Below are 19575 nucleotides of genomic sequence, written 5' to 3'. Positions count from 1 at the left end.
TAAGCACAGAGATTTTTTGGAGAAAGAATGATGTTGGTCAAATCCTTCGCAGTCGCGTCACTCGCCGTTTTTGCCGTGGCTGGACCTGTTTGGGCCGCAGGGAGCGGTTCTTCTACACCCAAACCCAAAACCGTGCATTGCAGCAGCGGCAAGGTATACAGCGAAAGCGCTGGCAAATGCGTTGTGCAGCAAGACAGCTCGCTGACCGACGAGGACTATTTTGAAAACCTGCGCAGCCTCGCCTACGCCGGTGAAAACGCGGCGGCACAGGAACTGCTGGCGATGATGTCAGATCAAAACGCCGACCGCGTTCTGACCTACTGGGGTTTCACCCATCGCCGTCTGGGCAATGTGGATGAAGGCATGCGCTACTACAACAAAGCGCTGGCAAAGAACCCAGACAACATCCTGGCACGCTCCTACATGGGTCAGGCTCACGTCGAAGCCGGTCGCCTTGATCTGGCGCGTGTGCAGTTGAAAGAGATCCGTGACCGTGGCGGCGAAGGCAGCTGGCCAGAGATCGCATTGGCCAAAGCCATCCAGAGCGGCGACACGTTCAACTACTGATACGATATGAGGCAAACGTGTCTCCACGTTTGCCTCAAAAATCCGTTGCGACCTCCATTGGTCTTGGTGCACCTCGGCGTTCTCAAATCTTGGGAAAAAACCGAGGTGCTTTAAGTAAGTTGTTCAGAGTTTCTTTAGGGTTGAATGGGACATTGCAGCCTAAGACCTATGGAGACATTGATGAGCAGTGCGATTCCTCTGGCGCCGTTTGGTGGTGCCGCTGACATGCCCAGCTTTGGCAGCATGCGCAAAACCAATCTCACCCGCCCGCAAAAGGCAGCCATCATCGTGCGTTTTCTGCTCAATGAGGGTGCCGAGCTGTCACTGGCTGAACTGTCAGACAATCATCAGGCAGATCTGACCTACATGATGGGCGACATGGGCTACATCGACCGTGACACCCTTGCCGAGGTCCTGATGGAATTTGCGCAGGAACTCGAATCCATCGGTCTCTCTTTCCCGAATGGTATTTCCGGCGCGCTCAGCGTGCTTCAGGGCCAGATCAGCCCGCTGACCGAAGCGCGCCTGCGCAAAGAGGCTGGCGTGCGCATGATCGGCAACCCATGGTCACGCATCAAGGAACTCTCCGTGCCGGAGCTGATCAATATGGTCGACAGCGAGAGCATCGAGGTCTCCGCTGTCCTGATGTCAAAGCTCCCGGTCGACAAGGCCGCGACCGTTCTGGCCAAACTGGCTGGCGACAAGGCCCGCCGCATCACATTCGCCATGTCGATGACCGAAAGCATCACGCCTGAGGCGGTGGACCGCATCGGCCTGACCCTGGCTTGCCAAATCGAAGACCGCCCGCCCAAAGCCTTCAAACAAGGCCCCGAAGACCGCCTAGGCGCGATCCTCAACAATGCAACCACTGCGACACGCGATAACGTGCTGGAATCGCTGGACGAACAGGATGCGGAATTTGCCGTGGCCGTGCGCAGACGCATCTTCACATATGCGCATATCGCAACCCGCGTGAAGCCGCTGGATATCCCCCGTCTGGTGCGCGATCTCGACGAGGGCAGCCTAATCACTGCAATGGCTTATGCCACCGAGGGCGAATTTGGCGTCTCCACGGAGTTTATCCTCAATAACATGTCCGCACGTATGGCGGATCAGCTGCGCGAAGGTGTCAACGACCGCGGCGAAGTGAAAACCAAAGAGGCAGAGGCCGCCATGTCGGAGATCACGACAGGCGTGCGCGAGCTGGTGGAACTTGGCGAAATTGAGCTGATCAGCGACGAGGATGACGACGAGGATTAATCATCCTCCCCAACGTCATCCTGAGTGTCTGTTATTTTACGCGCGCGGCGGCTTCGATGGGGCCGCCGTTTTCACGTTGAATGAGCACCACAACGGGAGCGTCGCCCTCAACAGTGACGCGCATCGCCAGATCACTTTGTCCCGTCCAGCGGCGCACTTGTTCCCAATTGTCCACGATATTGGCGTAGGTCAGGACGCGACCGGCATTTTCGCCCCGTTTGATGGAGACTTTCTCAGCCGAGCGATACTGGACCACATGCACATTCATAGGTGTGCTGAGGTCTGTTGAGGCAGTGATGCTGATCGCATCCCCATCACGTGTCACATCCAGATCCACCTGAGAAGAGACCGCTTTATGCGCCTCAATCAGCTTTTCCACCTTATTGGGGTGTGCGCCGACAACATGGTCCTGCCCGTTGATGATCATCTGCGGCGTATAGACCGAGCGATGGCCAGCAGCACGCGCATAGCTGTGCTGGCGCTGGGTGAACGCCGGATTGGCGAACTCGTCTTTCCAGCCGATGTAATCCCAATAGTCCACATGCAGCGCGAGCGCGATCACATCCTCCCGCGCGGCCAACTGGTCGCGCAAATAGGCATCAGCAGGCGGACAAGAGGAACATCCCTGCGAGGTGTATAGTTCAACCACAACAGGTTGCTCTCCTGCAGCAACAACGGATGCAAGTGAAAGCCAAAGTGTCGCTATTATGCCTGTTGTCCGGATCATCGTCTCAGTTATCCCCTTCGCGTTTCCCAGCAACATTACTACGCCGCGACGGACTGACTTGCCAATCAAGGTTTCGCGAGAAGCCGGTGAACCTCGCGGCAAGCTTGAACGCCTGTCGCACATGGGCCACAAATTTGTGTAGCGAACCCCTGTATAATGTTGAAAGGGAGGCCAACATGCCCATCACTGTCGGACAAGACAACGCCAAGGCACGTAAGACACTTTCGGTTAACGGAAAATCGATTTCATTTTACTCAATCCCCGCCGCTCAGGACGCCGGATTTGGCAATTTCTCCAGATTGCCCGCAGCCCTCAAAGTGGTGCTGGAAAACCTGCTGCGATTTGAGGACGGCGGCTTTTCTGTTTCAACCGACGACATCAAAGCCTTTGGTAAATGGGCTGAAAATGGCGGGCAAAACCCACGTGAGATTGCGTACCGCCCTGCCCGCGTGCTCATGCAGGACTTCACCGGCGTGCCTGCGGTTGTTGACCTTGCTGCGATGCGCGACGGCATTGTCGGCCTCAAAGGCTCCGCCTCCAAAATCAACCCGCTGGTGCCTGTTGATCTGGTGATCGACCACTCCGTGATGATTGACGAATTTGGCAATCCCCGCGCGTTTCAGATGAATGTCGACCGGGAATATGAGCGCAACATGGAGCGCTACACCTTCCTGAAATGGGGGCAAACCGCCTTTGACAATTTCCGCGTCGTGCCACCGGGCACCGGGATTTGTCATCAGGTGAACCTCGAATATCTCGCTCAGACGGTCTGGACCGATATGGACCAGAACGGCGATGAAGTCGCCTATCCGGACACATTGGTTGGCACAGACAGCCACACCACCATGGTCAATGGCGCAGCGGTTCTGGGCTGGGGCGTTGGCGGCATCGAGGCTGAGGCCGCGATGCTCGGTCAACCGATTTCCATGCTGATCCCGGAGGTCATCGGCTTTGAGCTGACCGGCGAAATGATGGAAGGCACCACCGGCACTGATCTTGTGCTGAAGGTCGTGGAAATGCTTCGCGAGAAAGGCGTGGTCGGCAAATTTGTGGAGTTCTACGGCGACGGGCTGGACCGCCTGCCCCTGGCGGACCGTGCTACGATTGCCAATATGGCGCCGGAATATGGCGCAACCTGCGGCTTCTTCCCGATTGACGGCGAAACCCTGCGCTACCTCACCAACACCGGCCGCGACGAAGACCGCATCGCGCTGGTGGAGGCCTATGCCAAAGAAAACGGCTTCTGGCGTGATGAAAACTATGCGCCGATCTACACCGACACTTTGCATCTGGATATGGGCACGATTGTGCCAGCAATCTCCGGCCCGAAACGGCCACAGGACTATATCGCGCTTAGCGATGGCAAGACCGCCTTCCGCCGCAAAATGGAGGAGACCTTCAAGCGCCCAATGGGCAAAGAGGTGGCCGTTGCAGGCGAAGGCTACATGATGGAAAGCGGCAAGGTTGTGATTGCCTCCATCACCTCCTGTACCAACACCTCCAACCCTTACGTGATGATCGGCGCAGGGCTTGTGGCGCGCAAGGCCGCCGCTCTGGGCCTGAACCGCAAGCCTTGGGTGAAGACCTCGCTTGCGCCCGGATCTCAGGTCGTATCGGCCTATCTGGAAGCCGCCGATCTGCAAAAGGATCTCGACGCGCTTGGCTTTAACCTTGTGGGCTATGGCTGCACCACCTGTATTGGCAACTCCGGTCCAATCCAAAAAGAGATCAGCGACGCCATTGCCGAAGGGGATCTGGTGGCAACCTCAGTGCTGTCCGGCAACCGAAACTTTGAGGGCCGCATCAGCCCCGATGTGCGCGCCAACTATCTTGCCTCCCCGCCCCTTGTGGTGGCCTACGCCATCGCCGGGACGCTCGACATCAACCTGACCTCCGATCCTCTTGGGCAGGACCAGAACGGAAACGACGTCTTCCTCAAAGACATCTGGCCCTCCACACAGGAGATTGCCGACCTCGTGCAACAAACGGTGACCCGCGAGGCATTTCAATCCAAATATGCCGATGTCTTCAAAGGGGATGAAAAATGGCAGGGCGTCGAGGTGCCACAACAGGAAACCTATGACTGGCCTGCAACGTCCACCTACATCCAAAACCCACCTTACTTCCAAGGCATGGGGCCGGAGCCCGGCACCATCAGCAATATTGAAGGCGCGAAAGTTCTGTTGATGCTCGGTGACATGGTCACAACGGACCATATCTCCCCCGCAGGATCCTTTGCGCAGTCCACCCCGGCAGGCACCTATCTGACCGACCGCCAAGTCGCGCCGCGGGACTTCAACTCCTACGGCTCGCGCCGGGGCAACCATGAGATCATGATGCGGGGCACTTTCGCCAACATCCGTATCAAAAACGAGATGCTCGATGGGGTCGAAGGCGGCTACACCAAAGGCCCAGACGGTGCGCAAACTTCGGTCTATGCGGCCGCGATGGCCTATCAGGCCAATGGCACACCTTTGGTGGTATTTGGCGGCGCACAGTATGGTGCCGGATCGTCCCGCGACTGGGCGGCGAAAGGCACGGCCCTGCTGGGCGTGAAGGCGGTCATCGCCGAGAGCTTTGAGCGCATCCACCGCTCAAATCTGGTGGGAATGGGCGTGATCCCCTTTGAATTCACCGGGGGGGACACCCGCAAGACACTTGGTCTGACCGGCGAAGAGAGCGTGACAATCACCGGATTGGACAGCGTTGAGCCGCTGCAAGAGGTGCCGTGCGACATCACTTATGCGGACGGCACAGAGAAAACCATCACGCTGAAATGCCGGATCGATACCGCACCGGAGATTGAATACATCGAACACGGTGGTGTGCTGCACTATGTGCTGCGCAACCTCGCCAAGGCTTGAAACAAAACGAACAAGGCCCCGCCAAAGGGGCCTTAGTCCACATCAGTCAAAATCAAAACTGACCGGGAAGTGATCACTTGCCGAAGTCAACGCCTCAAAAAGAGCTTTGTTTTCAGTCGCCTCGCGCTGTTTCTTCGTCCACATTTCATAAGGGTTCCAAATCCTGTAGGCGTCGTCACCCGCCGGTTTAATAGATTGGCTGGTCATGATCAGATCAATCATCGCGTTGATCGGGTCTTCGGTGATCTGGTCAAAAAACCGCGTGGTGGACGGCTCCCAGCCAAACCGCTTCCATTTTGGCCGCCCGGCGTAACAACGCAGAATTTTCTCCGGCTCAAACAGATCTCCCATGATGATCTCAACGGCGGAGCGGCCAAATTTCGCCTCATGCTCATCCATGCCCGGACCATCATTGATATCCCCCATCACCATCACCCGCGCATCATCGACCATCAGCCGGTCAACACGCTCCCGGATGGAGGCCGCCTGAGCGAACAGACGCAGGCGGTTCCTGCGCGACGTGCGCTCCAGATGCACCAAATCGAGACTGTTGAAGATGCCCTTGGATTTGGCATGCACCACAAACAGATCCATCGGTGCGCCGCCATCCTTGCGCTCTACATGTACTTCCAAGGGTGGTCGATCATGCTTGTGCAGCTCCTGCAGCCCATCCTCATCCGCATCATATAAAAACGGCTCATCAAACCTGGGGCTCTTTTTGCTGCCGGCGGTGCCGCTAGGTTTGTGCGTCACATCGAGACTGTCCGGATCATAGAGCACCGCAATTTCCTGAGTGCCGGCGTTAAAGCCGAACACACATTTGCGCGCGCGTAGGCCTGCCTGCGCTGCGAAAGCCTCAAGACAGGCCACGGTGGATTTTACGGCATTTGCGCTGCTTGCCGTGTTGGGGGCCTCTGTGATCCCGATCAAATCCGCGTCAATCTCTGAAAGCACCGTCCCCACCGCCTCTATCTGCGGCAGAGGATCCTTTTTCTGACGCTTATGATCCGGCTCAGGCACGTTCTGATTGGTAAAGGCGCGGTCAAAATGTTCGATATTATAGGCGGCAAAACGCATCACGCTTACTCCACAAGAAATCACTCAAAACAATCTCTTCTTTGGTAGACCAGATTGATGTGATCTCCAAATGACGCCCCCAAAACGAGCAAAGCCCACACCGGCTGGCATGGGCTTCTTAAAGAGTTTTCAAGCTGAGTGATTACTTCAAACTGTCCAGCGCGGGCCGCAGCCGCTCGTCCAACTCGCGCTGCGTGACCGGCCCTGCAATACGCAGAACAACATTGCCCTGTCCATCAATCAGATAGGTCTCCGGCACGCCATACACACCCCAGTTCAGCGCCATACGTCCCGCCGTGTCCGCACCAACCGCCTCATAGGGATCACCCAGTTCATCCAGGAAAGACAAAGCGTTGCCCTGCACATCCTTATAGTTCGCACCAAGGATGGTGAGCCCTTCAGATTGAAGTTGTTCCAGATTGGGATGTTCCACACGGCAAGGGCCGCACCAGCTGGCCCAGAAGTTCACCAGAGTTGGCTTGCCACTGCGCAGCGCTGCGTCATCCCACATGGGCTTGTCGCCCAGCGGCGTCATTTCCGCAGAGGGCGCCTGCTGGCCCACCAATGCACTTGGCAGCTCATCAGGGTTCTGGCGTTGCATCCCGATCAGGAACAGCGCCGCAAGCCCCGCAAACAGCAAGGGCGGCAAAAACATCAACGGGGAGACTTTACGAGCGCTCATTGCGACGCGCCTCCACCTGATCCAGATCCGCTCGGGCTTTGCGAGCCGCACGGATGCTGAGCCACACAAGACCGGCGATCAACAGCAGCGACACCGCATAAGACGACAGCACCGTGTCAGCGTATTTTCCAAGATCCGGCATCATGCCAAGCGCTCCCGTGCCAAAAGCGCGCGTGTGCGGCGCTTGTGAATTTCCGTGCGCGTGCGCAGCAGCACGAGCGCAACAAACAGCAAAACAAACCCGGCAATGCACATCAGCAACGGGTAAAAGAAGATGTTAGAGACTTTCTCCGTGGTGTCCGCGCCCGTGACAGCCTCAACCCGTGCAAACGACGCCCCCTGATGCAAACCCTGGTTCCAGAAGTTCACAGCATACCGGCTGAGCACGGCAAAAACCGATCCCACGATGCACAAGACAGACGTCAGATCTGCGGCGGTGTCAGGATCATCAATTGCTTCCCAAAGGGCGATATAGCCAAGATAAAACAGAAACAGGATGAGGAAAGAGGTCAGACGCGGATCCCAGGCCCACCATGTGCCCCACATCGGCTGCCCCCAGATCGCGCCTGTCAGCAATGCAATCACCGTCATCACCATGCCAATGGGCGCTGCCGCCTTGGCCGCGAGGGCGCTTACATGGTGGCGGCGCACCAGCCAGATTAGCGAGGTGACCAGCATCATGAACCACGCATTAATCGCCATTAGCGCTGAGGGCACATGCAGATAGATGATCTTCACAGTGGAGCCTTGACGAAAGTCATCCGGCGTAAAGAAAAAGCCCCAGATCAGGCCAACCACCAGACAGGCGCCAGCCACGATGGCAACAGGTGCCAGAAACCGCGAAACGGTTTGGCTGAATTTCACCGGATTGGCATATTCCCAGATCGATCCCATGAGGTCGTCCTAACTTTCTGTGCCGTGTTTTGCACCTCACTTCCATGAGAGCATCACAGGTGCTTTGATATGGATTAAATACCCTAAGCGCTATCGCAGATTAACACGCAATACTGCCGCACTGGCAAAAGGCAAAAGTGCGATGACACCGAAGGTGATCCCCGCCAGCATCAACAGCGGTGTGGTCACAGCCTGCCCCTCAGCGCCCCGGCGCGCCAGCTCTGCACCAAAGATCAGGGTTGGCACGTAAAGTGGTAAAATCAAAAGAGAAAGCAGCAGCCCACCGCGTTTGATCCCCACCGTCAGCGCGGCCCCAAAGGTGCCAATCACACTCAAGGCTGGCGTGCCCAGAGCCAGCGATGTGACGAGCCAGATGTATCCTTGAGATGGCAGATTCAGCAGTACCCCAAAGAGCGGCGCAGCGACCACAAGCGGAACCCCTGTGGTGAGCCAGTGGGCCAGCGCCTTGACGGAGACCACAGCCTCAAGCGGCAGAGGTGATGTGGCCACCAGATCCAGAGTGCCGTCTTCCCAGTCAAGCGCCAGAATACGGTCAAGGGACAGAAGGCACGCCAGCAGCGCACCGAGCCACAGAATACCGGGTGCAATCTTGGTCAAAAGGCCGCTTTCCGGGCCAACAGAGAACGGCACAAGTATCACAACAATAAGGAAAAAAGCGATACCAAGGCCAAAGCCGCCACCGGCGCGGAAGGCCAGTTTCAGATCCCGCAGGAGAAGTGCTCTCATAAGAAGGCCTCATCATAACCTGCGATAGCGCCCTCACGCGCAGTTGCGCGGAAGGGGCCGACATCCAGCACGTCCACGGACAGGCCAAGATCGATGTGCGTCGCCAAAAGCGCGCTGCCGCCGCTGGCCAGATGCCGTTCCACCGCCTTGGCAAAGAGCGCCACAGAGGCGGTGTCTAGCGATACGGTGGGTTCATCCAAAATCCAGATCGGACGCCCTGTCACCAACAGGCGTGCAAGCCCGAGGCGGCGCTTTTGTCCGGCTGACAGGCTGCCTGCAAGACGGCCTTGCAACTCGACCAGATCAAATCCTTCGATAGCAGCAGAAATATCAGACTTACCAAAGACTTCCGCCCAGAACCTGAGATTTTCCTCAACCGTTAGCATGGCCTTCAAACCATCGCTGTGGGCCGCATAGGCAATGCTTTCTTCCGGCGCTTCAACGGTGCCTTTGAAAGGTGGCTGCAATCCGGCAACCGTGCGCAAGAGCGTGGTCTTGCCGACGCCATTGGGACCTTTCAGAATCAGCCCTTTGCCGGGTGTCACCTCAAAGGACAGCCCTTCCAGAACGGCCACGCCACCACGCGCCACGCTGACATCTTTTACGCGCAAAGTCATGACGCTGCATCTAACCGCTTTTCTGCGATGGCAAAAGAGTAACCTTTTGACGCAGTCAAAATCGCCTGTCTGTATCGCGTCGGTATTGCGTCTGTATCGCGGTGGTGTTGTTTTCGGTTCCCGCGCTCAGCGCAGATGTAAACGCACCGTACGTTGCACGCCCCGCCACGGCCCTCAGACCGGCAGCAGGACGGCCGCAACACGGCGTCCCTCGCTCACCAGAACATTGTAGGTCCGGCAGGCAGACGGTGACGCCATCGGTTCCACGCCGATGCCCGCCGCTTCCAGCGTCTCGCGAAAGGCGGCTGGAACCGGTGCCATGTCAGGACCCGTGCCCATCAGGATGAAATCGATCTCTTCCGCCAGCGCCAACACCGCCTGCGCATCCTCATAGCCTGCCCAGCTGCGCGCGCCTTTGGCATGGATCACAGCCCCGCCTTCGATCACCTCTCCGCCGATGCGGAAGAACCCGGGGCCATAGCTGTCTATCGGGATGGCGTCCGCATAGGTCACTTCTGTCATTTGCATGATCTTCTCCTCCTAATGCCCCCCGCCCGCGTTCAAAAATGGCAAACCGGACAATGCAGCGGCAGCGATAATCAGATAGGCCACAGCCCGGTAAAGTTTCTCATGGCGCGGATCAAAGAGCCAGCCTCCCAAGAGATTGCCAGCCATCGCCGGAAGCGACAGCAAGATGCCAAGCACAAAGGGCGCGGCTTCAAACCGGCTCAGGCAAATGAGCACCACAACAAGCAGGATATCGTAGAAAAACAGATAGGCGTTGGTATTCGCGCGGATCACTGTAGGGCCATGCGGGCTGGCCATATAAAACATGATCACCGGCGGTCCCGGTAGCCCCGCGGCACCACCCAGCAATCCACCGGCCCCGCCAATGCCATAGACCATGGGGGCTGTAACAGCGCCGCGATAGCGAAACCCGGTCAGCAAGACGACCAGCATGGCGAGCGCCAAGAGCGAGACCAGATAGCGGTACACATCAGGCTCTGTGCGCTCCAATAGCCAGAGCCCGGCGGGCATAAGCAGCACCACGCCGATCATCAGACGCAGAAGATCCCGGCGGTGCCCATTGCGCAGCGCGGCAGGGATGTGAACAGCAGGTGCTAGGATATCCATGCCCGCCAGCGTGATGATCGCCCAGAGGGGCGGCATGACTTGCGCAGCGATAGGGAGGTAAATCAGAGCGGTACCAAATCCGGCAAACCCGCGCACAATGCCCGCCACAAAGGCGGCAGCGGCGACCCAGGCCAACCCGTCAAGAGCGAGGGCCTGGGTCAGGATGTCATGCATCAATATTGGCGAATTGGTTGCCAGCGGTATTATCCGGCTTGGACCAGTCGCGCTTCACACCGAGCTTCAGAAGCACGGCAGAGGCGATAAAGATCGAGCTGTATGTACCGACAATCACACCCCAGATCATTGCGAAGACGAAGCCCCGGATCACGTCGCCACCCAGCACAAACAGAGAGATCAGCGCCAGCAGCGTGGTGACAGAAGTCATCATCGTGCGGCTGAGGGTCTCATTGATGGAGATGTTGAGAACCTCTTTCAGCTCCATCTTTTTGTACTTGCGCAGGTTTTCACGAACGCGGTCAAACACAACCACGGTGTCGTTCAGCGAATAGCCCACAATGGTCAGCAACGCCGCGATGATGGCGAGGTCAAACTTGATCTGCAACTCGGAAAACACCCCGATGGTCAGCACCACATCGTGCACAAGCGCGGCCACAGCGCCCAAGGCAAACTGCCACTCAAAGCGCAGCCAGATGTAGATCAGAACCGCGCCAATCGCCAACAGCACTGCAATCGCCGCTGTTTTGATCAGTTCACCGGAGACCTTCGGGCCAACGGATTCAACGGATACAAACTTGATATCAGACACCACGGTTTTCAGCTGTGCCTCAACGCGCTCGATCACATCTGCGGTTACCGCTTCTTCGCCCTCCTGAGCCTGAATGCGGATCATAGTGACATGCTGATCTTCGTCAAAGGTCGGGTCAAACACCTCGGTGATCGAGATATCGCCCAGCTCCAACGGCACCAGCGCCTCGCGGTAGTCGCCAACAACCACTTCCTGCGCACTCTCGGTGCGGATGGTTGTGCCGCCCCGGAAGTCGATGCCGAAGTTCAGCCCCTGAATAAAGAAGCTGACCAGAGCCGCCACCATCAGCGCGCTGGAAATGCCCAGCCACAGGGTTGGACGCGAGAAGAAATCCCATTTGGTTTCTTGGGGAACCAGTCTCAAACGCATGGCTTATACCTCGATTGTCTTGGGACGGCGGCGCTCAAACCACATCACAATCATCACACGCGTCACAAAGATCGCGGTGAAGACGGAGGTGAGAATGCCAAGCCCCAGTGTGATGGCAAAGCCGCGTACCGGGCCGGAGCCCACGGCAAAGAGGATCACAGCGGTGATAAATGTGGTGATGTTGGCGTCCAGAATGGCCGAAAGCGCCTTTTCATAGCCAAGCTCGATGGCGCGGGCCGGGCCTTTGGCCGATTTCAGCTCTTCGCGGATACGCTCAAACACCAGCACGTTGGCGTCCACCGCCATACCGATGGTCAGCACGATCCCGGCAATGCCCGGCAGGGTCAGCGTGGCGCCGATCAGGCTCAGCAGGCCAAAGATCAGGCCCACGTTGATGATCAGCGCGATATTGGCAAAGAGACCAAAGGTGCCGTAGCTCAGGAACATGAAGACCAGCACGGCGACAAAGGCGACGATACAGGCGATCCGGCCTGCCTCGATGCTGTCCTGGCCAAGCTCCGGGCCGATGGTGCGTTCTTCGAGGAACTCCAGACCAGCCGGCAGAGCGCCTGCGCGCAGCAGCACGGCAAGGTTGGTGCTTTCTTCGACGGTGAAACGGCCGGTGATGATGCCGGAGCCGCCCGCGATATGGGCCTGAATGACTGGCGCGGAGATCACTTCGTTATCAAGCACAATGGCAAACGGGCTGCCGATGTTGTCAGCAGTGTAGTTGCCAAATTTGCGCGCGCCGGTCGGGTTGAAGCGGAAAGAAACGGCGGGGCGGTTGTTCTGGTCAAAGCTTGGCTGTGCATCCACCAGCTCTTCACCGGTCACAACAGGCGCGCTTTCCACGATGTAGTAAACGCCCTCTTCATCCAGCGACGGCAGCACCTCGTTGCCCACGCCCGCAGGGGCGTCCGGATCAGAGACACGGCCCACAACCGGGTTAAATGTCAGCTGTGCGGTGGTGCCGATGATATCTTTCAGCTCAGAGGCCGAGCCAATGCCGGGCACCTGAATGAGAATACGGTCCGCACCCTGACGCTGAATGGTCGGCTCGCGTGTGCCCACCTCGTCAATCCGGCGACGGATGATTTCCAGCGCCTGCTGCACGGTACGCTCGTCTGTGGCGAGCTTCTCCGCATCAGAAAGCGTCACAACAATGGTGTCACCATCGGTGCGCACCACAATGTCAGAAGCCCCTGCCCCGGTGATCGAGGTCACCGGACGGGACAGGCCGCGCACCAGCGTAGCGGCTTCCTGAATGGCTTCAGGCTTGGAGATTTTTACGCGCAGCTCATCCACAGGCGAAGGCTGCAGACGGATGGTGCCGATGGTGGCCCGCTCGCCGCGCAACAGGTCGCGCACCTCGGGCCACATCGCTTTCATGCGGCTTTCATAGACGTCCTGAACCTTCACTTCCGCCAGAAGATGCGCACCACCGCGCAAATCCAGACCAAGGTTCACCAGACGGCTTGGCATGAACGACGGCCACGCCGCGACCGCCTCCTCAAGCTCGTCATTCAGCTCGCCGAATTCCATAGCGGCGAGCGCGTCATTATGGGCCTCAACCTTCGGATAAAAGGCATTTGGCGTGGCCAAGAGCAGGCCCACCGCACAGGTGAGCCAGATCAGGACCCGTTTCCAAAGGTCGATTTGCAGCATGTTTGCAGCCCTGTTGGTCGTGTCTTTTATAAGTGCGCGGGTTTATTCGGCTTTGGCCGCTTCGGTCTTCGCCAGCACCTGCGCGATGGTGGATTTCACCACACGGACTTTCACGTTTTCAGCCAGCTCGACTTCAACTTCATTGTCGTCCTTGACCTTGGACACCTTGCCGATCAGCCCGCCCTGGGTCACGATCTGATCCCCACGGCGCACCCCAGCCACCATGGCCTGATGCTCTTTAACTTTCTTCTGCTGCGGGCGGATGAGCAGAAAATACATGATCGCGAAGATCAGGATGAGCGGCAGAAACTGGCCGAGTTCTTGCATGTGTCTATGTCCTCTAAATTCAGGCGAGGCGTTGCCCCGCAAAGTCGCAGGGAACCTATGTGGGCTTTGCGGCACATGCAAGGCGAGATGATGGGAAATGCAGGATGCATCACTGCCGTTTGTCGGGTGGACGTGTGATTGACGCAACCCTAGTGTGAAAATGCATTACGAGCAGAGGCAGGCATGACGACGATCACCCTCACCACAGAGGATTTCCAGTTTCTAGCGGCATTTGTGAGCAGCATGATTGCCGCAGTCGTGATCTTTTTGGCCCTGCCCCGAACAGACAGCGGGAAAGAAACGACGTTTGCGCGGTTGCAAGAGGCGCTTGGCGCAAAGCGCTGGCCTGCAAAATGGTTTGTCGTCGTGGCGATGTTCTGGGCGGTATTGGCGCTTTGCCTGTTTGGCGGGCTGATCGCCACCATTGGCATGATTGTGCATCAATTGTTTTTTGCAGAGGATTTCACCGCCAACCGCTTTCCGCTGATCCAGCTGGCGGCTTTGACAGCGACATTGGGCGCAGCTGTGGCGCTGCCTTTTACCGTGCTGCGCCTGAAGCTGACGCAAGAGCAGACGGAGACTGCAAAGGCCGCTCTGTTTAATGACAAGATCACTGAGGCTGCGGCGGATTTGCATGCACAGCGGCAGGTGTCAAAAAAGGTTGGTGCACGCAAATGGGAGACCCTTTGGGAAGACGATATTGTTCGCCGGAATGCGGCGATTGACCGTCTCGAAGGCTTGGTGCGCGAGCAACCTAAAGAAGCCGCTCGCGTTTCACGACTTCTAAGCGTTTATGTCCGTGAACTATCAAAAACTCATCCAGCAAAAACGCCACCCGACGAGGATATTGAAGTTTTGCGAACTTGGGCCGACACACTGGAGGCTCCGAGATCTGATATGCAGAATGCAGTTCAGGTCTTAGGGCGGCTGGCGACAACGATCGGAAGAGACATCCTAGACACACTTGAGATTGACCTAACCGGTGCGAATCTGCAGGCAATGGATCTAACCAGTCTGCAGTTTGAATATACTAGTTTTAAAGGTGCAAGTTTGGAGGCAACAAATTTGAGTCTTATAAAATTGCACGAGTCAGACCTAAGTTGCGCCAGTCTACATTTGTCATCATTCAGCGGAGCATCGCTTGAGCTATCCAGTCTTCGCAAGTCGCAACTAATTGCAGTTGATTTTGTTGGAGCAAATTTGAGAGGTACTGATCTCTCCGGAGCCTATTTAAAGGATACAAACCTGCATCGCGCGGACTTGCAGGACGCATGTCTCAAAAACGCTACTTTGTTTGATGTAAACATGTCGGTTGTCAACCTTAAAGGGGCAGATCTCGAGCAAACATACTTTGGCAGAACAATATTATCAGGATGCCAATTTGACGAATTAACGAGCGTAATTGATGCGCATTTCGTAGGTTCCTCTTTCAAATTCTTGAACCTTCTGAGCATTCCAAATTTGAAATCCCACCTACACGGAATTTTCTCGGATGGTGACACCATCCTCTTGCCAAATACACCTTGGCCGCAACATTGGCCCAAAGAGACACTCGAACCCCAAATGTTTCATGACCAATGGCGTGCTTGGGCGGCAGAGTTAAACATCCAAATACCTGTTGTAGTCTACTCCTAACACAACGCTTCCCCTCGCGCCGCCGCTCCGGCATATAGGCGGCACTGTGAATCACATACAATCAAAGGACACATGAGATGCATGACATTAAAGCGATCCGCGAGAACCCGGCCGCTTTTGACGCCGCCCTGACCCGCCGTGGGGATGCGGCCATGTCCTCCTCCGTGCTGGCCCTTGATGAAGAGCGCCGCGCCAAGATCGCGGCCGCTGAAGCCGCCCAAGCCGCCCAGAAAGCCGCCGCCAAAGAGGTTGGTGCCGCCAAAGCCAAAGGGGACGAGGCCGAGTTTGAACGTCTGCGCGCGCTTGTCGGTGAGAAGAAATCCGAAGTCGCGGCGATGCAGAATGAGGCCAAGGAGCTTGACGCAAAGCTGACCGACACGCTGGCGCGCATTGCCAACCTGCCGGCGGATGACGTGCCCGAAGGTGCGGATGAGGATGACAACGTCGAGGTGAACCGCTGGGGCACGCCGCGCGAACTGGATTTTGCACCTGTGGAGCATTTTGACATCAAAGGCGTCGCCGCCGCGATGGATTTTGAAACCGCCGCCAAAATCTCCGGCGCGCGCTTTGTGATGCTCAAAGGCGCGGTGGCCCGCATTCACCGCGCGTTGGCACAGTTCATGATCGACACCCATGTGGACGAAAACGAACTGACCGAGGTGAACTCGCCGGTTCTGGTGCGTGACGAAGCCATGTACGGCACCGATAAACTGCCGAAATTTGGCGAAGACAGCTATCAGACCACCAATGGCTGGTGGCTGGTGCCGACCTCTGAAGTGCCGCTGACCTATTCCGTCGCAGGTGACATTCTGGAAGAAAGCGCCCTGCCGATCCGCATGACCGCCCACACCCTGTGCTTCCGCTCGGAAGCGGGCAGCGCGGGCAAGGACACCTCCGGCATGCTGCGCCAGCACCAGTTTGAAAAGGTGGAGATGGTCTCCATCACCCATCCGGACAAAAGCGAAGACGAGCAAAAGCGCATGCTGCGCTGCGCCGAAGGTCTGCTGGAAAAACTCGGTGTGCCCTATCGCACCGTGGTGCTCTGCACCGGCGACATGGGCTTTGGCGCACGCCGCACCTATGACATCGAGGCGTGGATTCCGGGTCAGGACACCTACCGCGAGATCAGCTCTGTCTCCACCACCGGCGCCTTTCAGGCCCGCCGCATGAACGCCCGTTTCCGTCCCGCCGATGGCGGCAAGCCGGAATATGTGCACACGCTCAACGGTTCCGGCCTTGCGGTCGGCCGCTGCCTGATCGCGGTTCTGGAAAACGGCCAGCAGGCCGACGGTTCTGTGGTGCTGCCAGAGGTGCTTGCACCTTATCTGGGGGGTAAAACCGTTCTAACCGCAGAAGGCAAACTGGCCTAACACCTGACCAGACAGACAAAATTAAGCGCGGCCCCGACTCTCCTCAGCGGCCGCGCTTTTTCTTCTCATTCGTCAAATATCCCGGGGTGAATTGCCAGTGAGGGCAAGAGTGGCTGGCCCCTCCCTCCCCTGCCTGCGGCCTACTCCGCCGCCACCGCGCTTTGTGTCACGCCTTTCTTCGGGAACGGCACGAGACGCTCCGCCTCTTCATCCCAAAGTTTCAGTGAAAACGAACGCAGCGCCTCCGGCCATTTGATCGTTGGCAATCCATATTCATCGCGGATCATCTGATGGCATTTGCGCAGATTGTAATGCGGGATGCGCGCGTTGAAATGGTGGATGTCGTGATAGGCGATGTTGGCGGAGGCCAGATCCAACCACCAGCCCAGATCCAGCGCAGAAGAGCCTTGCAACGCCGCCAGCCGCGGGTCCAGATCCGGACGGCGGTCCCAATAGGTGTCCTCAAAATTATGCTGCAGGTAGACCATAAACACGCCCACCATGCCGCCAAACAGAGCGCTGAGGAACCAGATCAACAGCCCGTTCCATCCGGCCAGCGCAACAACCACGCCCATGTAGACAAGGATCACCAGATTGTGCAGCACCACCGAGCGCCACATGCTTAAGGCGCTTTTGGGCCAGCGGTAGCGGATGAAATAGGTATAAAGGCTGCCCAGCGGGATCAGCACGAGAGGATTGCGGTAGAGCCGATAATAAAGCCGTTCCCAGAACCCGGCCACCTCCCATTCGCGCAAGGTCATCGTGTGGATTTCGCCCGTGTCGCGGTGGTCCAGATTGCCGAGGTGCGAATGGTGCATATTGTGGTTGTGCCGCATCGCCGCATAGGGCGCGAAGGTCACCACAGACAGCGCCTCCCCGGCCCAGTCATTGTGCTTACGGCTTTTGAACAGCGAGGCATGGCCCGTGTCGTGCTGCAACACATACAGCCGCACCGCAGAAAGCCCGTTCACCACCATCAGCGGCACCAGCAGATACCACGTGCCCTGATGGGCAATGGCGAGATACAGGGTGGCAAAATAGAAAACAAAGGTGCCAAAGAAGCTGACCGCGCCGATACGGTCATCCTGAATTGTATAGCCTTTCAAGCGCTCGCGAATGTCCATCGCAAACCCCTCTGTTCAAATAAATTTCCGCCTTGGCCTGAAAAATGGCCTGGGTTTGTATCAAATACGCGACCAATCAGAAATTGGCTCAACTTCACCAACTATAACGCGAAATTGACCTTCGGCAACGTGCGGGGTCGCCAAAAGCTGCTGATGTGGCAAGGCCTTGCCTGTCATTTCAGCAAAAAGGGCCGCCCAATGGACGACCCTCAAATCAGTTCTGCGAGCTGCACCCTCAGTGCGGGGCGCCGCGCCCTTTGATATGTTTGCGCAAACGCGAAGGCGTGGATTTTTTCTTGCCCTTATAGGGGTTCTTGTCGCCTTGCCCACGCATGGTGAGGCGGATCGGTGTTCCGGGCATGTCAAAAGTCTCCCGCAAACCATTGATAAGATATCGAGAATAACTCTCGGGGATCTTATCCGGGTGGGAGCACATCACCACAAAGCCCGGCGGGCGGGTCTTGGCTTGCGTCATATAACGCAGCTTGATGCGCTTGCCCTGCGGTGCGGGTGGCGGGTGCTGTTGCAGCATTTCCACGAGCCAGCGGTTGAGTGCGGCGGTGGGAATGCGGCGGTTCCACGTGTCATAGGCATCCAGAATGGCATCATGCAGGCGCTCCAGCCCGCGGCCGGTTTTGGCCGATACAGTGATCAGCGGTGCGCCACGCAACTGCGGCAGCAGACGGTTGAACGCTTCTTTGAGGTCGCGCAGCTTTTCCTGCTTGTGCTCTTCCACATCCCATTTGTTGACAGCAACGATCACCGCGCGCCCCTCGCGCTCTGCAAGGTCGGCAATGCGCAGATCCTGTTGCTCAAACGGAATGGCCGCATCAAGCAGCACTACCACAACCTCGGCAAATTTCACCGCGCGCAGACCGTCGCCCACAGAGAGCTTTTCCAGCTTGTCCTGCACCTTGGCCTTTTTGCGCATCCCCGCGGTGTCAAAGATCCGCATCGGGGTCTCGTCCCAAGTGGTGCGCAGGCTGATGGCATCGCGCGTGATCCCGGCTTCCGGGCCGGTCAGCAGACGGTCTTCGCCTATGATCTTGTTGATCAGCGTGGATTTACCGGCATTCGGACGGCCCACAACGGCGATCTGCAAAGGCCGACGCTCGGTGAGCATCTGAGACGGCCGCAGCGCATCGGGATCAATCTCTTCATCGGCTTCGTCTTCATCGAGATCCACGTCGGTCTCGACTTCGTCATCCAGCGCTTTGGCGCGTTTGGCAAATTCATCTGCCAGCGGCATAAGCTGGGTGTAAAGATCGTTGAGACCCTCGCCATGTTCTGCCGACAGGCGGATCGGCTCGCCAAGACCCAGGGAATAGGCTTCAAGCACACCAGCGTCCGCAGCCGCGCCCTCGCCTTTGTTGGCAGCAAGAATCACATGGGCCGCGCGTTTGCGCAGGATTTCGGCAAAGATCATATCGGTGGGGGTCACCCCTGCCCGCGCATCAATCATAAAGAGGCAGATATCAGCCATATCCACCGCGCGTTCCGTCAGGCGGCGCATGCGCCCTTCAAGACTGTCATCAGTGGCATCTTCCAGACCAGCCGTATCAATCGCTGTAAAACGCAGATCGGCCAGTTTGGCATCGCCTTCCCGCAAGTCGCGCGTCACCCCGGGCTGGTCATCCACCAGCGCGAGTTTTTTGCCGACAAGGCGATTGAACAGGGTGGATTTGCCCACGTTTGGGCGGCCCACAATGGCGAGCGTGAAACTCATGACAGATCTCCGGAACGTCTGAAG

General features: G+C 57.5%; 19 protein-coding genes. 5 read left to right on the top strand and 14 right to left on the bottom strand.

Going from position 1 to position 19575, the window contains the following annotated elements:
- Positions 1 to 27 precede the first annotated feature (27 nt).
- Positions 28 to 567 carry a tetratricopeptide repeat protein gene (locus J7412_RS08690; RefSeq protein ID WP_247738633.1) on the top strand — a complete coding sequence of 180 codons (540 nt, stop codon included), beginning with the start codon at positions 28 to 30 and terminating at the stop codon, positions 565 to 567.
- 180 nt (positions 568 to 747) lie between these two features.
- Positions 748 to 1827, top strand: coding sequence for a FliG C-terminal domain-containing protein (locus J7412_RS08685; protein WP_247743811.1), 1080 nt, complete (start codon positions 748 to 750; stop codon positions 1825 to 1827).
- Between the two features lie 31 nt (positions 1828 to 1858).
- On the opposite strand, the gene J7412_RS08680 is transcribed toward J7412_RS08685, so the two are convergent.
- The gene (locus J7412_RS08680) at positions 1859 to 2476 is read right to left on the bottom strand and encodes a DUF1223 domain-containing protein (RefSeq protein ID WP_348540483.1); all 618 of its coding nucleotides are present in this window, start codon (positions 2474 to 2476) and stop codon (positions 1859 to 1861) included.
- A gap of 254 nt (positions 2477 to 2730) precedes the next feature.
- On the opposite strand from J7412_RS08680, the gene acnA reads away from it, so the two are divergent.
- On the top strand, positions 2731 to 5418 hold the full coding sequence (acnA, locus tag J7412_RS08675; protein ID WP_209078271.1) for an aconitate hydratase AcnA: 2688 nt from the start codon (positions 2731 to 2733) through the stop codon (positions 5416 to 5418).
- A 42-nt stretch (positions 5419 to 5460) separates the two neighbouring features.
- Here acnA and J7412_RS08670 read toward each other — a convergent pair whose 3' ends face one another.
- The 11 genes from J7412_RS08670 to yajC all read right to left on the bottom strand — a co-directional run bounded on the left by J7412_RS08670 (position 5461) and on the right by yajC (position 13696).
- Positions 5461 to 6495 carry a hypothetical protein gene (locus tag J7412_RS08670; protein ID WP_209078270.1) on the bottom strand — a complete coding sequence of 345 codons (1035 nt, stop codon included), beginning with the start codon at positions 6493 to 6495 and terminating at the stop codon, positions 5461 to 5463.
- Between the two features lie 142 nt (positions 6496 to 6637).
- Complete coding sequence (locus J7412_RS08665) at positions 6638 to 7150, bottom strand: DsbE family thiol:disulfide interchange protein (RefSeq protein ID WP_209078350.1); 513 nt, start codon at positions 7148 to 7150, stop codon at positions 6638 to 6640.
- 13 nt (positions 7151 to 7163) lie between these two features.
- Entirely contained in the window at positions 7164 to 7322 is a 159-nt protein-coding gene (gene ccmD, locus J7412_RS08660) for a heme exporter protein CcmD (RefSeq protein WP_209060353.1), read from the bottom strand.
- Positions 7319 to 8071 carry a heme ABC transporter permease gene (locus J7412_RS08655; protein ID WP_209078269.1) on the bottom strand — a complete coding sequence of 251 codons (753 nt, stop codon included), beginning with the start codon at positions 8069 to 8071 and terminating at the stop codon, positions 7319 to 7321. Before J7412_RS08655 ends, ccmD begins: the two co-directional genes overlap by 4 nt.
- A 90-nt stretch (positions 8072 to 8161) precedes the next feature.
- Positions 8162 to 8818, bottom strand: a complete 657-nt coding sequence (gene ccmB / locus J7412_RS08650) for a heme exporter protein CcmB (RefSeq protein WP_209078268.1) — start codon at positions 8816 to 8818, stop codon at positions 8162 to 8164.
- On the bottom strand, positions 8815 to 9435 hold the full coding sequence (gene ccmA / locus J7412_RS08645) for a heme ABC exporter ATP-binding protein CcmA (RefSeq protein ID WP_209078267.1): 621 nt from the start codon (positions 9433 to 9435) through the stop codon (positions 8815 to 8817). Before ccmA ends, ccmB begins: the two co-directional genes overlap by 4 nt.
- 174 nt (positions 9436 to 9609) lie before the next feature.
- Positions 9610 to 9963 (bottom strand): Mth938-like domain-containing protein, encoded by a 354-nt coding sequence (locus J7412_RS08640; RefSeq protein WP_209078266.1) that lies wholly within the window; start codon positions 9961 to 9963, stop codon positions 9610 to 9612.
- 12 nt (positions 9964 to 9975) lie between these two features.
- The gene (locus J7412_RS08635; protein ID WP_209078265.1) at positions 9976 to 10743 is read right to left on the bottom strand and encodes a TSUP family transporter; all 768 of its coding nucleotides are present in this window, start codon (positions 10741 to 10743) and stop codon (positions 9976 to 9978) included.
- Positions 10736 to 11704, bottom strand: coding sequence for a protein translocase subunit SecF (secF, locus tag J7412_RS08630; RefSeq protein ID WP_209078264.1), 969 nt, complete (start codon positions 11702 to 11704; stop codon positions 10736 to 10738). The genes J7412_RS08635 and secF overlap by 8 nt, the downstream gene beginning before the upstream one ends.
- Before the next feature lie 3 nt (positions 11705 to 11707).
- Positions 11708 to 13369 (bottom strand): protein translocase subunit SecD, encoded by a 1662-nt coding sequence (gene secD / locus J7412_RS08625; protein WP_209078263.1) that lies wholly within the window; start codon positions 13367 to 13369, stop codon positions 11708 to 11710.
- Between the two features lie 42 nt (positions 13370 to 13411).
- Positions 13412 to 13696: a preprotein translocase subunit YajC gene (yajC, locus tag J7412_RS08620; RefSeq protein WP_209060364.1), complete on the bottom strand. Its 285-nt coding sequence runs from the start codon at positions 13694 to 13696 to the stop codon at positions 13412 to 13414.
- A 183-nt stretch (positions 13697 to 13879) separates the two neighbouring features.
- On the opposite strand from yajC, the gene J7412_RS08615 reads away from it, so the two are divergent.
- A complete protein-coding gene (locus J7412_RS08615; protein ID WP_209078262.1) occupies positions 13880 to 15331 on the top strand; it encodes a pentapeptide repeat-containing protein in 1452 nt (483 codons plus the stop codon).
- A 77-nt stretch (positions 15332 to 15408) separates the two neighbouring features.
- Positions 15409 to 16701, top strand: a complete 1293-nt coding sequence (serS, locus tag J7412_RS08610) for a serine--tRNA ligase (protein ID WP_209078261.1) — start codon at positions 15409 to 15411, stop codon at positions 16699 to 16701.
- A 140-nt stretch (positions 16702 to 16841) separates the two neighbouring features.
- On the opposite strand, the gene J7412_RS08605 is transcribed toward serS, so the two are convergent.
- Both J7412_RS08605 and der read right to left on the bottom strand, forming a co-directional pair.
- Positions 16842 to 17825: a fatty acid desaturase gene (locus tag J7412_RS08605; protein ID WP_209078260.1), complete on the bottom strand. Its 984-nt coding sequence runs from the start codon at positions 17823 to 17825 to the stop codon at positions 16842 to 16844.
- 235 nt (positions 17826 to 18060) lie between these two features.
- Entirely contained in the window at positions 18061 to 19551 is a 1491-nt protein-coding gene (gene der / locus J7412_RS08600) for a ribosome biogenesis GTPase Der (RefSeq protein WP_209078259.1), read from the bottom strand.
- Between the last annotated feature and the right edge of the window lie 24 nt (positions 19552 to 19575).

This window comes from Shimia sp. R9_3 (assembly GCF_017743755.1).
Lineage (GTDB): Bacteria > Pseudomonadota > Alphaproteobacteria > Rhodobacterales > Rhodobacteraceae > Shimia.
This window is presented reverse-complemented; position numbering and strand designations above follow the sequence as displayed.